A 12,666-nucleotide genomic window follows, 5' to 3' on the forward strand; every position below is an offset into this window, starting at 1 on the left:
CCCCACCCGACGTAAGGCGGCCCGAGAGAGACATGGTCAGCAGCGAGTACGAGCGCAGGATCGCCGCCCGGTTCGCCACCTTCGACCAGGACGGCAACGGCTACATCGACCGCGAGGACTTCTACGGCGCCGCCAAGGCGCTGCTCACGGAGTTCGCCGTGGCGGCCCGGTCCGACAAGGGCCAGGCCCTGTACGGCGGTGCCGAGGCCTTCTGGCAGGGCATGGCCGGAATCGCGGACCGCGACGGCGACCAGCGCATCACGCGCGAGGAGTTCGTCAACGGCGCGGTCAAGCGCCTGCGCGACAACCCCGACCGGTTCGCCGAGATCGCCCGCCCCTTCCTGCACGCGGCCCTGGACGTCGCGGACACCGACGGCGACGGCACGGCGACGGTCGACGAGGCCGGACGCGTCCTGAAGTGCCTCGGCGTCCCCGAGGACGTCGCCGGACCGGCCGCCGCCACGCTCGACACGGACGGTGACGGCAAGGTCGGCGAGGCCGAGGTCGTCCCCGCGTTCGCCCGCTACTTCACCGTGCCCGAATAGCGCTCGCGCAGCTTGTACTTCAGCACCTTCCGCAGGGTCTCGCCCCGCGGAAGGGCGTCCACCACCTCCAGCCGCTCCGGCAGCTTGTGCACCGACAGCCCCTCGGCGCGCAGGAAGGCGGTGACGCTCGCGAGCGTCAAGGCCCCGGCCCCCGGCGGCTGTTCCACCACCGCGCACACCAGCTCGCCGCGCGCCGCGTCGGGCAGGCCTATCACCGCAACGTCCCCGACCGCCGGATGCCGGTGCAACAGGTCCTCGATCTCCTGGGCCGAGATGTTCTCGCCCTTGCGGATGATCACGTCCTTCAGCCGGCCGGTGAGGACCAGGTGCCCGGTCTCGGTGAGCCGACCGAGGTCGCCGGTGCGCAGGAACCCCTCGGCGTCGAAGGCCTCCGCCGTCTGCCCCGGATCCAGATAGCCGCGGCACACGGCCTCCCCGCGCAGCCGCACCTCCCCGTCCACGATCCGTATCTCCATGCCCTCCGGCGGCCGCCCCTCGGTCGTCGCCAGCAGCTCGGGGGTGTCGTCCGGGTTCCCCATGGTGATCATCGGCACCTCGGTCATGCCGTAACCGTGGGTGAGCCGCACGCCCATCTCGCGCACGACCGCGTGGTACAGCTCCGGCGGCTTGGGCGCCCCGCCGCCCGCCAGCAGCCGCAGTGACGGCACCACCGGCTCTCCCGGCCGCTTGCGCTGCTCCGCAAGGAACATCGAGTAGAACGCCGTCGAGCCGCCCGCCATCGTCACCCCGTGCGCGCGGTACGCCGTCAGCGCGTCCGGCAGCGCGAACTGCTCGAACAGCACCGCCGGGAAGCCGTACAGCAGCAGCATCACCGTGTAGTCGGGGCCGCCGATGTGGGCGTACGGGAAGGCGATCGAGCCCACGTCGTCCGCCGAGGGGCGCAGTGCGTGCGCGAGGCAGGAGCCGCCCGCGAGCAGTGAACGGTCCGTGTGCAGAACACCCTTGGGGTCGGAGGTCGTGCCGGACGTCCAGTAGATCCAGCGGACGGCGGTGCCGTCGGCGGGCGGGGGAGGCAGTACGGACGGATCGCCGTCGGGCAGGTCGTCGTAGGCCTCGAAGACGCCCTTCGCGCCGAGCCGCCGGGCCATCTCCGCGTGGTCGAAGCCGCGCCAGGTGCCCGGCACCGCGAAGAACCCGGCCCTGGATTCGCGCAGCGCGAAGCCGACCTCGCGGTCCCGGTAGAAGGGGATCACCGGGGTCTGCACGGCGCCGAGCCGGGCCAGGGCGAAGGACAGCACGGCCGTCTCGATGCGGGTGGGCAGCTGCCAGGCGACCACGGTGCCGGGGCGTACGCCCATGCCGTACAGCCCGGCCGCGACCCGCTCGGCACGGGTGCGGAGAGCCCCGAAGGTCAGCGTCCGGTCGTCCTGGAGGAAGAGCGGGCGGTCGGGCGTGAGGGCCGCGCGCCGGGTGACCAGCTCCCACAGCGTGCGGGACGCGCTCAGGGCGTGCGGGGTGTCGTTCACGGCTGCCCCCTGCTGCTCGGCGAGCTCCTTGGCTGACGGACCGTCAGGTGCGATGCTATCTGACGAGTCATCAGATAAGTACCGTCCGGCGGAGGGGACCCATGGCGACCGAACTGCCCCGCATCATCAGCGTCGACGACCACGTGATCGAACCGGCCCACCTCTTCGACACGTGGCTGCCGGCCAAGTACCGCGAGCGCGGCCCCCGGGCGCTGACCGCGGGCATCGGTGAACTCGCCTACGTCGGCGGCAAATACCGCATCACCATGGACCCGGACGGCCAGCCCACCGACTGGTGGGTCTATGAGGACCTGAAGTTCCCGTACAAGCGCAACATCGCCGCCGTCGGCTTCGACCGCGACGAGATGACCCTGGAGGGCATCACCCGCGAGGAGATGCGGCCCGGCTGCTGGGACCCGAAGGAACGCCTGAAGGACATGGACCTCAACCATGTCGAGGCGAGCCTGTGCTTCCCGAGCTTCCCGCGCTTCTGCGGCCAGACCTTCGCCGAGGCGCACGACAAGGAGGTCGCCCTCGCCTGCGTGCGCGCCTACAACGACTGGATGGTCGAGGAGTGGTGCGGCGACAGCGGCGGGCGGCTCATCCCGCTGTGCCTGATCCCGCTGTGGGACGTCGGCCTGGCGGTCGGGGAGATCCACCGCAACGCCGCCCGCGGGGTGCGTGCGGTGACCTTCTCCGAGATCCCCACCCACCTCGGACTGCCGTCCATCCACTCCGGCTACTGGGACCCGTTCTTCGCCGCCTGCCAGGAGACCGGCACGGTCGTCAACATGCACATCGGCTCGTCCTCGCAGATGCCCGCCGCCTCCCCGGACGCCCCGCCCGCCGTCCAGGCCTCACTCAGCTTCAACAACGCGATGGCCTCGATGATGGACTTCCTCTTCAGCGGAGTCCTGGTGCGCTATCCGCGCCTCAAACTGGCCTATTCCGAGGGCCAGATGGGCTGGATCCCCTATGCCCTGGAGCGCGCCGACGACGTCTGGGAGGAGCACCGCGCCTGGGGCGGGGTGCGGGGCGCCATCCCCGAGCCGCCGTCCACGTACTACTACCGGCAGATCTTCTGCTGCTTCTTCCGCGACAGGCACGGGGTGGCGTCCCTGGACGTGGTGGGCCGCGACAACGCCACCTTCGAGACCGACTACCCGCACGTCGACTCGACGTTCCCGCACACCAAGGAGGTCGCCCTCGAGCACGTCGAGGGCCTCGACGACGAGACGGTGTACAAGCTGATGCGGGGCAACGCCATCCGGATGCTCGACCTGGACCTCGACCGCTGATGGACCTGTCGGACACGCCCGAGGAGGCCGCTTTCCGGGCCCGGCTGCGGGAGTGGCTCGCGGCGGTGCTCCCCGGCCTCCCGCCCAAGCCGTCCCCCGGCGACTGGCCGGGGCGGCGCGCCTACGACCTCGGCTGGCAGCGCCGGCTCCACGACGCCGGGTACGCCGACGTCCACTGGGACGCCTCCCCGACGACCCGCCTGATCTTCCTGGAGGAGACGGAGAAGGCGGGTGCCCCCTACGTCGGTGCCAACTTCGTGGGCCTGCTGCACGCGGGCCCGACCATCGCCGCCGAGGGCACCGCGGAACAGCGGCGGCGCTGGCTGCCGCCGATCCTGCGCGGGGAGGAGGTCTGGTGCCAGGGCTTCAGCGAACCGGGCGCCGGTTCCGACCTCGCGGCGCTGCGCACCCACGCGCGGCGCGACGGTGACGCCTACGTGGTGACCGGCTCCAAGATCTGGACCTCGCACGCGGAAGTCGCCGACTGGTGCGAGCTGTTGGTGCGGACCGATCCCGAGGCGCCGAAGCACCGGGGCATCACCTGGCTGGCCATGCCCATGGACGCTCCCGGCATCACCGTACGGCCGCTGCGGACGCTCGCCGGGTCGGCAGAGTTCGCCGAGGTGTTCCTGGACGAGGTGCGGGTGCCGGTGGCGAACCGGGTCGGGGACGAGAACGACGGCTGGCGCGTGACCATGGTGACGCTGTCCTTCGAACGCGGCACGGCGTTCGCGGGCGAGGTCGTGGCCTGTCGGCGCGTGCTGGGCGAACTGGCCGTCGAGGCCCGCAAGAACGGCCGGTGGGACGAGCCGGCACTGCGGCGCCGGCTGGGCGGACTGCACGCCGAGTTCCGGGCGCTGTGGCGGCTCACACAGTGGAACGTCAGTGCGGCGGAGGCGGCGGGCGGGGTGCCGGGCGCCTCGGGCTCCGTCTTCAAGCTCCGCTACTCGCACGCCCGTCAGGAGCTCTACGACGCCGCCGCCGCGGTGCTGGGTCCCGACTGCCTGGACCTGAACCGCCCGTGGACCCTCGACCGGCTGTCCGCCCTGTCCTACACCATCGCGGCCGGCACCTCGCAGATCCAGCACGACATCATCGCCGAGCGCATCCTCGGCCTGCCCAAGGGACGGTGAGCTTGCGTGCGGTTCCGGCTGACGGACGACCAGCGGGCATTGCGGGAGGGCGTGCGCGCGGTGCTCGCACGGCGGTTCGACGGGACGGCCTTGCGGGCTGCGGTGGAGGCGGCCGACGGAAGCGGTGTCACCGAGGGTGGTGGCGGGGCCGGTGCGGGGCGTGCGGTCGGGCCGCCGCGGGTCGACCGGGGGCTGTGGCGGGCCCTCGGGGACCTCGGGTTCTTCGCCCTGCGGCTGCCGGAGGCGCAGGGCGGGGTCGGACTCGGCCTGCCGGAGGCCGTGTTGGCGTTCGAGGAGGCCGGGCGGGTGCTGCTGCCCGGCCCGCTCGTCGCCACCCACCTCGCGGCCGGTGCCGTACCGGGCGCGGCCACCGGGGAGACGGTCGTGGCGGCCGTGGACGGCGGGCTCGTGGAATGGCTGGCGGATGCGGACGTCGTCCGCGGGGACGCCACGGGGGCCGTGCCGCTGCGCTCGATCGACCCGCTGACCCCCCTGCACCGCGTGACCGCCCGGCGACCCGCGCCCGATCCCGTCGCGATCCTGCTCACGGCGGCCGAGCAACTGGGCACGGCGACCCGGGTTTGCGAACTCGCGGCGCAACACGCCCGGGTGCGCGAACAGTTCGGCCGTCCCGTCGGGGCCTTCCAGGCGGTGGCACACCTGTGCGCGGGGATCCTGGTCCGGGTCGAGACGGCCCGCGCCGCGGTCTACGCCGCCGCCGTCACCGGCGACCCCGCCGACATCGCCGCGGCCCGGCTCCTCGCCGACGAGGCCGCCGTGCGCGGCGCCCGCGACTGTCTCCAGGTGCACGGCGGCATGGGCTTCACCTGGGAGTCCGAGGTCCATCTGCATCTGAAACGCGCATGGGTTCGAACCCGGCGTGCGGGCGGAGTCACGGAGAGTGAGGAGCTGCTCGCGGCGACCCTGGCGTCCGAAGCGGTCTGACGGGCCGTCTGACCGGGGTATCGCCGCACGCCCCTCCCGGAGATGTCACGGATCGTGGCACACCGGAATCACGGAGCGTTGATATCGGCTTGTGTCCTCAGTGTGACTCGTTACGGCCTGGAGTCGATTGCCGACTCCGGTACCTTGTGTCAGATGCGAGTGGCTCCGAGCGCAGTGCGACCCCGTGGCGCCGCCTGTTCGACTGCCCGCGGCGAGCGTCGCACAGTATGCCGCACGGGTACTCCTTCGCGCTGGAATATGCCCGAAGCGCTTGTTGGCGTGACTGTACGTCAACCATGCTGTCCCACAAGGGATTCACGTTCTGTGATCCTCGTCCCGGCCGTTGTTCTGGCCATGCAGAAAATGGCTACGATCGTGGCCCTCGTGAGGCGCGAGCCTAAGTGTCCGCCGGTTCGGATGGTGTGAGCGGTGCAGGTGCTTCAAGTGCAGCTGGAGATCCGGCCCGACCCCGCAGAAGTGGGGCGAGCCCGGCGGTGGGCCCGCTCCCGCCTGGCCGGGTCCGGCATACAGGCCGATGAGCCCGTCGCCGAGACGCTGATCCTGCTCGTCTCCGAACTCGTCACCAATGCCGTGGTGCACACCGGGTGCCCGGCGGTGCTGCGGCTCTCGCTGCCGGGTGCGGCGTCCGGGGAGGCCATCGTCCGCCTCGAGGTCGCCGACCGCAGCGTCCGCGCCCCCGTGCCCCGATGCGCGGACGACGACGCGACCGGCGGCCGCGGTCTCGCCCTCGTCGACGGTCTCGCCGACCGCTGGGGCTGGAGCGCCGAGGGCACCGGTAAGCGCATCTGGTGCGAGCTGGACTGCGGCGCCGAACCGCGCGGCGCCGCCGTGTGCGGGAGTCGTGTCGCGCCGTACGGCGGGGCCGTGGCGGCTCGCGAGGGGATCACCTACGAGGCGGTGTAGGGCCCGGCCGTCCGATTGGCGACCGAGGTGTACGGGGGCACGGCGACTGAACGCTCCGGTCCTGCCACGATGCGGTGCGCCTGGTCGTGCTTCCGTGCGCGCCTGGATCAAAAAGGTCATAAGTGGCAAACCTCCGAACGGGCGTTGACGCGTCGTAAGGGTTTGATCACGCTTGTGGGAACGATTCGCCGTGAGGGGACGGCGAGGGCTTCAGCGACGGGAGTCCTCGGCGAGTGTGGGTCGTGATCCGGTGCCCGTCGTCTCAGGGCCGGGGAACCCGGGGCCGGGATGCCGGATCGGGGTGGCGGCGCGGACTGCCGAGCTCGGGGTGTGCAGTGCCGCGCCGTCGGCCGTCCTTGCTGCGGGGGGTGGTGAAGGACGCCAGAACCGTCCCGGGCCGGAGGAATCCGGCCCGGGACGGTGCGGACGCCGCCGGTCAGATGACGGGGGCCGCGATCCGGGTGTAGGTGACGGGGTTGCTCGTGCCGGCGGGAGTGGTGACGCGGACGGGGACCGGACCGGCCGGTCCCGTGGGGGCCACGGCGGTGATCTGGGTCGGCGAGACCACCGTGAACGACGCCGAAGACGTGTCGAAGCGGACGTCGGTGGCGGTGGCGAGGTTGGTACCGGTCAGTGTGACGACGGTGACGGCGCTCGCCGGTCCGCGATCGGGGGCGAGAGCGCTCAGTGTCGGGGACGCGAGGTAGACGTAACCGACGGGGTCACTGGTGCCGCCGGGGGTGGTCACGGTCACCGACGCGGTGCCGGCCGCATGGGGCGGCGTGACCGCCGTGATCTGGATGGCGGAATCGACGGTGAACGAGAGCGCCGCCACCCCGTCGAACCGCACCGCTGTCGCATTGAGCAGGTCGGTGCCGGTCAGCGTCACGAGGGTGCCGCCGGCAGCGGAACCGGAGGGTGGAACAGCGGCGGTCAACGCGGGCCGGGCCGCGTAGTAGAAGTAGGCCTGCGGATTGTTGGGGTTGCTGGTGCCGGCGGCGGCGGTGGTGACCGTGACGGGTGCGGTGCCGGGGGTGTTCGGCGGGGTGGTGGCGGTGATCTGGGTGGCGGAGTTGACGGTGAATGAGGTTGCCGGTGTGCCGCGGAAGGACACGGCTGTGGCGCCGGTGAGGCCGGTGCCGGTGAGGGTGACGGGGGTGCCGCCGGAGGTCGGGCCCTGGTTGGGGGTCAGGCCGGTGACGGCGGGTGCGGCGAAGTAGGTGAAGGTGAGGCTGTTGCTCGTGCCGGCGGCGGTGGTCACGGTGACGGGTGCGGTGCCGGCGGTGTTCGGTGGGGCTGTGGCGGTGATCTGGGTGGCGGAGTTGACGGTGAAGGAGGTTGCCGGCGTGCCGCGGAAGGACACGGCTGTGGCGCCGGTGAGGCCGGTGCCGGTGAGGGTGACGGGGGTGCCGCCGGAGGTCGGGCCCTGGTTGGGGGTCAGGCCGGTGAGGGTGGGAGCGGCAACGGTGACATAGGTGAACGTCACCTGCTGGCTGCTGGTGCCCTGACTGGTGGTGACGGTGACGTTGACCGTACCCGTGCCGGACGGCGTGACAGCCGTGATCTGGGTACTGCTGTTGACGGTGAACGAGGTCGCGCTCTTCACACCGAACCGAACGGCCAGGGCGCCGGTGAAGTCTGATCCGGTCACCACGACGGTCGTACCGCCGGAGGCCGGCCCCTGGAGGGGGGTGACGGAAGAAACCACAGGAGCGGCCAAAGCTGTACTCCTTCGCATGGGGACACGCCTGCAAACGAACGGGACCCGTCCGGGCGGAGGGGGGCCACCGCCCGGACGGGCGTCATCGCCTCCGCTGCACGGAGGCCGCCAGGGGGATCAGATGCCGGGACCGGCGACGTACGTGAATGCGCCTGCGGCGGTGGCCGATCCGGCGGGGTTGGTCACCACCACGTCCACCGCGCCCGCCGCGCCGGGCGGGGTCACCACCGAGAGGGTCGTCGTGTTGATGACCGAGAACGGTGCCGCGGCACCGTCGAAGGTGACCGCCTCGGTGCTGTCGAGGTTGGTGCCCGTGAGGGTGACCGCGGTGCCACCCGAGGTCGGACCCGAGGTCGGGGTGAGGGACGTGATCGCCGGTGTGTCGACGTAGGTGTACGTCAGACCGTTGTTGGTGCCGCCCGCGGTGGTGACGCTGACCGACACCGGCCCGGCCGCCGCGCCTGCGGGAACCGTGACGCTGAGCGAGCTGTCGGAATTCACGGTCGGCGTCGCGGTGACCCCGCCGAAGGAGACACTCGTGGCCGTCGACAGACCGGTGCCGTTGAGGCTGATGGTGTTGCCCCCGGCCAGCGGACCGGACGACGTCCCCAGGGACGACTTGAAGGGGGCGCCGACGTAGAAGAACGGAACCGGGTTGCTGGTCCCGCCGGGTGTGGTCACGGTGACCCCGACCGCGCCGGTGCCCGAGGGGGAGACGGCGGTGACCTGGGTCGGCGAGACGTTGGTGACGGCGGTGGCCGACTTGCTGCCGAACTTCACGGCGCTGGTGTTCGACAGGTTCGTGCCCGTGATCGTCACCAGCGTTCCGCCGCCGGTGGACCCCTGGTTGGGAGAAATGGGCATGTAGCACTCCTCACTGGTCGTTGGAGACGTGCGAGGAACCGGCGCAAGGCGTCCGGCGATGTCGGAGGTGTCATCGCTGCCGGGCCCTGGGCGGGCGAAGAAACAGGTCCGGTACGCCCCCTGGGCAAGGAGAAAACCGGCATGAGCTGCCTCGACGTTCCCCCCGGCTCGGGGATGGGCAGCCCGCCGGTTCGTACTCTCAGTGACCCACAGGGCCAACCGAGTGACAAGGGGGTGTCCTCGCACGTCACCCGGACGGAGTAATGGGTGACGGGGTGCGGGTCCGGCTCCGGCTCCGGCATGGCGTCGGCCGGTGTCGTGGACGACACCGGCCGACTGGATCCAAGTCCCCACCAGGGGTGCCCATCGCGGTCTGCCAACATTCACTCCCGGCTTCTCCGGAGAAGTCGCAGGTGGTGCGGCTGCCGCAACCCCCGGTGAGGATGGGCGGCCCACCGGTTGGATCTCCTTCAGTAATCCACCTCCGCCACAGGACCGGCAAGACGCTCTGTGTCATGTCACGCGAATGGCCCATTGGAATATGCGGCTCGCCCGGGCGCGGAACTCACTCATCCGGCTTGCCCTGAGTGCGCCCGATCGACGGCCACGGTCAAGTGGGACTGCCGAGAGGCAGCCCGGCGCACCGACGAAGGGAGATCCCGTGCTGACCGTGAGAAGAGTGCGCAGCCTGGCGCTGGCCGCGCTGCTGGGTACGGCGGTGGCGGGTACGGTGCCGCACGCCGCCGCCGGCAGCCTCGGCCCACGCCGGGCGGCGACGGTGCCGTGCGGGAACGTCGCCGCGCTGATCCAGGAGATCAACCAGGCCAACAGCCGTGGTTCCGGGTCCATTTCGCTCACGCCGGGCTGTGACTACCCGCTCTCCGGCCCGGCCCAGTCCCCGGGTCCCAACGGCCCCAACGGGCTTCCCGTGATCACCGGGAACCTGGTCATCAGCGGCGCCTCGGCCAGCATCACCCGCGTCGCCGGCACGCCGTTCCGCATCGCCGAGGTCGCGGCCGGCGGATCACTCACGCTCAACGGCGTCACACTGGCGAACGGCAGCGCCACGGCGACCCCGGAGGGGTCCGGGGGCGGCGTCCTCACGCAAGGGATCCTGTCGCTGGCCAACTCCCGCGTCACCGGTGGCGAGGCCGCGCGACTCGGCGGCGGGGTCGCCGTCGCCTCCGGCGGGACCGCCCGCTTGTCCAACAGCTTCGTGTCGGGCAACACGGCCTCGGACGGCGGCGGCGTCCATGTCGGCACCGCCGGCCGGCTGACCGTGAGCGGCGGATCCGTCACGGAGAACACCGCCACCTACACCGGTGGTGGACTGGCCACCTACGGAAGCACGTCGCTCAGCAGCGTGACCATGAGCCGCAACGACGCCGAGACCTTCGAAGGCGGAGGCGTCTTCGCCGGTGCCGGTGACCTGACCGTCAACTCGTCGAGGATCGCGACGAACTCGGCCGCCTCGAACGGTGGCGGCATCGCCAACCTCGGCGCCTCGGTGCGGCTGGTCGCCACCCATGTGACGCAGAACGAGGCCGAACTCGGCGGCGGCGGCCTGTACAACCTCGCCGGCACCTCCACACTGGTCCTCGCCACCGTCACCGGGAACACCGCGGGCGAGCAGGGCGGCGGTGTCCTGCGTGACGGTGGTGCGGTCGTCCTGACGGGTGCCGTCATCACCGGCAACACACCCGACCAGTGCGCCCCACCCGGGGCGGTCCTCGGCTGCTCCTCGTGAACGCTCCCCCGAGCTCTTCGAGCAGGGGCGCCATGGGGTGTTCCTGCCCGTGGTCCTAGAGGACGGCCACGGGCGCCACCGGGGCACCTGTGGCGCCCGTGAACGGCTCGGGTGTCGCGGCCAGCAGAAAGGCATAGCGGCCCGCTTCTCCACAGGCTGTGGACAATTTTTCGAGATTCCAGTTCTGCCCCTGCGGCATCCCCATCTCCACCAGATGCAGGGCGTGCACCGGCAGCCACAGTCCGTCCACCTCGGGCGGGAACACCTCGAAGGTCAGGGTGTCGCTGGCGACGGCCGCGACATCGCGCGCGTGGAACCACTCCGGCGTACGGATCGACAGCCCCGGCGACGGGTACGCGTAGCCGTGCCGGTCCCCGGCCAGGAGGCTCCGGATCTGTCCCGTCCGCACGAGCGCGAGGTCACCGGCCCGCACCCGGGTGCCGGCCAGCTCCTCGGCGGCGTCCAGGTCCTCGGGCGTGACGGCGTACCCCCCGTCGAGCCGCTCCGCGCCCCGGGCCCGGGCGACGTCCAGCAGCACTGCGCGTGAGACCACGTGCCGGACCGTGCCGATGCCGCTGAACGCGGCGCCGCCGTGCGGGGTGACGGTGTGGGCCGGGCGGCCGTTGTAGAGCCGGCCCGAGTGCGAGACGTGGGGCAGCGCGTCCCAGTGGGTGGCCGCCTGGAGCCCCATGGTCACGACGTCGTCGCTGCACGCGACCGTGCCCGGCCCGAAGATCTCCTGGTTGATCTGCACCATGGTGTGCAGGGGGTTGACGCGGCCGGGGATCACACCGGTCTGCACGCCGTCCTGCTGGAGGGGCAGGGCCAGCGGGACGCGGAGGCCGGTGCGCACGGTCGCCGTCGCCTCCCGGACGACCTCGTCGGTGATCAGGTTCAGGGTGCCGATCTCGTCGTCGGCCCCCCAGCGCCCCCAGTTGTTCACGCGCTTGGCGATGTCGTGGAACGCGTCCGGCAGCGACATGAGTACTCCCCGGGGCTTGTCTTCCCGTATCTGACGGGTCGTAGAATTCGGGAACCGACAATCTAACGGTCCGTCAGAAACCGTGGGACGGGAAGGGGCCGGGCGTGGGGAACTTCTTGGCAGGCAAGGTCGTCGCCGTCACGGGTGCCGGGCGCGGCATCGGCCGGGCGGTCGCGCTCGCCGCGGCGGCCGAGGGGGCGAAGGTCGTCGTCAACGACTACGGCGTCACGGTCGACGGGGCCTCACCGGCGAGCGAGGTCGCCGAGGCCGTCGTCAAGGAGATCGAGGCGGCGGGCGGGGAGGCGGTGGCCGTCGCCGACGACATCTCCACGATGGCGGGCGGGCAGCGGGTCGTCGACGTGGCGCTGGCGTCGTACGGGCGGCTGGACGGTGTGGTCTGCGTGGCCGGGATCCTCCGTGAGCGGATGCTCTTCAACATGACCGAGGAGGAGTGGGACCCGGTCGTCGCGACGCACCTGAAGGGCACGTTCACGGTGTTCCGGGCGGCCGCCGCGGTGATGCGGGAGCAGCGGGCCGGGACGCTGATCGGCTTCACCAGCGGCAACCACCAGGGGTCCGTCTCCCAGGCCAACTACAGCGCCGCCAAGGGCGGGATCATCTCGCTGGTGCGCAGCGCGGCGCTGGGGCTGCACAAGTACGGGGTGACCGCCAACGCGGTGGCGCCGGTGGCGCGGACCCGGATGTCGGCGGGGGTGCCGGTGGAACTGGCGGAGATCGGGCAGCCGGAGGACGTCGCCCCGCTCGTGGTGTACCTGCTGTCCGACGCGGCCTCCCGGGAGGGGATCACCGGGCAGGTCTACACGGTGGCCGGGGCGAAGATCGCGGTGTGGGCGCAGCCGAGGGAGCTGCGTGCGGCGTATGCCTCCGGGGGGTGGACCGTGGAGGCCATCGCGGAGTTCCTGCCCGGGTCGGTGGGGGTGGATCCGATGCCGATGCTGGAGCGGGTGGCGGGGATGGAGCGGGCCGCGGCTCGGGGGGAGCGGCCGAACGCCCGGTAGCT

At 71.7% G+C, this 12,666-nt stretch carries 11 protein-coding genes; 7 read left to right on the plus strand and 4 right to left on the minus strand.

From position 1 onward, the window contains the following. Positions 1 to 32: 32 nt before the first annotated feature. Positions 33 to 545 carry an EF-hand domain-containing protein gene (locus tag AB0937_RS11060; RefSeq protein WP_366710989.1) on the plus strand — a complete coding sequence of 171 codons (513 nt, stop codon included), beginning with the start codon at positions 33 to 35 and terminating at the stop codon, positions 543 to 545. On the opposite strand, the gene AB0937_RS11065 is transcribed toward AB0937_RS11060, so the two are convergent. Continuing rightward, a complete protein-coding gene (locus AB0937_RS11065) occupies positions 524 to 2,032 on the minus strand; it encodes an AMP-binding protein (protein WP_366710991.1) in 1,509 nt (502 codons plus the stop codon). The two genes, AB0937_RS11060 and AB0937_RS11065, sit on opposite strands and share 22 nt — an antisense overlap. Before the next feature lie 101 nt (positions 2,033 to 2,133). Between AB0937_RS11065 and AB0937_RS11070 the strand changes: the two genes are divergently transcribed. The 4 genes from AB0937_RS11070 to AB0937_RS11085 all read left to right on the plus strand — a co-directional run bounded on the left by AB0937_RS11070 (position 2,134) and on the right by AB0937_RS11085 (position 6,332). Continuing rightward, positions 2,134 to 3,330 carry an amidohydrolase family protein gene (locus AB0937_RS11070; RefSeq protein WP_366710993.1) on the plus strand — a complete coding sequence of 399 codons (1,197 nt, stop codon included), beginning with the start codon at positions 2,134 to 2,136 and terminating at the stop codon, positions 3,328 to 3,330. Next, on the plus strand, positions 3,330 to 4,463 hold the full coding sequence (locus tag AB0937_RS11075) for an acyl-CoA dehydrogenase family protein (protein WP_366710995.1): 1,134 nt from the start codon (positions 3,330 to 3,332) through the stop codon (positions 4,461 to 4,463). The genes AB0937_RS11070 and AB0937_RS11075 overlap by 1 nt, the downstream gene beginning before the upstream one ends. Before the next feature lie 6 nt (positions 4,464 to 4,469). Then, positions 4,470 to 5,408: an acyl-CoA dehydrogenase family protein gene (locus AB0937_RS11080; protein ID WP_366710997.1), complete on the plus strand. Its 939-nt coding sequence runs from the start codon at positions 4,470 to 4,472 to the stop codon at positions 5,406 to 5,408. Positions 5,409 to 5,852: 444 nt separating this feature from the next. Then, on the plus strand, positions 5,853 to 6,332 hold the full coding sequence (locus AB0937_RS11085) for an ATP-binding protein (protein WP_366711105.1): 480 nt from the start codon (positions 5,853 to 5,855) through the stop codon (positions 6,330 to 6,332). A gap of 436 nt (positions 6,333 to 6,768) precedes the next feature. Here AB0937_RS11085 and AB0937_RS11090 read toward each other — a convergent pair whose 3' ends face one another. Then, positions 6,769 to 8,070, minus strand: a complete 1,302-nt coding sequence (locus AB0937_RS11090; RefSeq protein ID WP_366710999.1) for an IPT/TIG domain-containing protein — start codon at positions 8,068 to 8,070, stop codon at positions 6,769 to 6,771. A gap of 99 nt (positions 8,071 to 8,169) precedes the next feature. Beyond that, complete coding sequence (locus AB0937_RS11095; RefSeq protein ID WP_366711001.1) at positions 8,170 to 8,916, minus strand: IPT/TIG domain-containing protein; 747 nt, start codon at positions 8,914 to 8,916, stop codon at positions 8,170 to 8,172. Between the two features lie 661 nt (positions 8,917 to 9,577). On the opposite strand from AB0937_RS11095, the gene AB0937_RS11100 reads away from it, so the two are divergent. Further along, positions 9,578 to 10,663 carry a right-handed parallel beta-helix repeat-containing protein gene (locus tag AB0937_RS11100; protein ID WP_366711003.1) on the plus strand — a complete coding sequence of 362 codons (1,086 nt, stop codon included), beginning with the start codon at positions 9,578 to 9,580 and terminating at the stop codon, positions 10,661 to 10,663. A gap of 55 nt (positions 10,664 to 10,718) precedes the next feature. Here AB0937_RS11100 and AB0937_RS11105 read toward each other — a convergent pair whose 3' ends face one another. After that, on the minus strand, positions 10,719 to 11,645 hold the full coding sequence (locus AB0937_RS11105) for a cyclase family protein (RefSeq protein WP_366711005.1): 927 nt from the start codon (positions 11,643 to 11,645) through the stop codon (positions 10,719 to 10,721). A gap of 104 nt (positions 11,646 to 11,749) precedes the next feature. Between AB0937_RS11105 and AB0937_RS11110 the strand changes: the two genes are divergently transcribed. Beyond that, positions 11,750 to 12,664, plus strand: coding sequence for an SDR family oxidoreductase (locus AB0937_RS11110; RefSeq protein WP_366711006.1), 915 nt, complete (start codon positions 11,750 to 11,752; stop codon positions 12,662 to 12,664). Positions 12,665 to 12,666: the final 2 nt, after the last annotated feature.

The sequence above is a fragment of the Streptomyces sp. NPDC047880 genome (assembly GCF_040706515.1).
GTDB lineage: Bacteria > Actinomycetota > Actinomycetes > Streptomycetales > Streptomycetaceae > Streptomyces.

Coding starts and splice junctions, on each gene's coding strand:
- AB0937_RS11060 (WP_366710989.1), top strand. CDS start 33: ATGGTCAGCAGCGAGTACGAGCGCAGGATCGCCGCCCGGTTCGCCACC.
- AB0937_RS11070 (WP_366710993.1), top strand. CDS start 2,134: ATGGCGACCGAACTGCCCCGCATCATCAGCGTCGACGACCACGTGATC.
- AB0937_RS11075 (WP_366710995.1), top strand. CDS start 3,330: ATGGACCTGTCGGACACGCCCGAGGAGGCCGCTTTCCGGGCCCGGCTG.
- AB0937_RS11090 (WP_366710999.1), bottom strand. CDS start 8,070: ATGCGAAGGAGTACAGCTTTGGCCGCTCCTGTGGTTTCTTCCGTCACC.
- AB0937_RS11095 (WP_366711001.1), bottom strand. CDS start 8,916: ATGCCCATTTCTCCCAACCAGGGGTCCACCGGCGGCGGAACGCTGGTG.
- AB0937_RS11105 (WP_366711005.1), bottom strand. CDS start 11,645: ATGTCGCTGCCGGACGCGTTCCACGACATCGCCAAGCGCGTGAACAAC.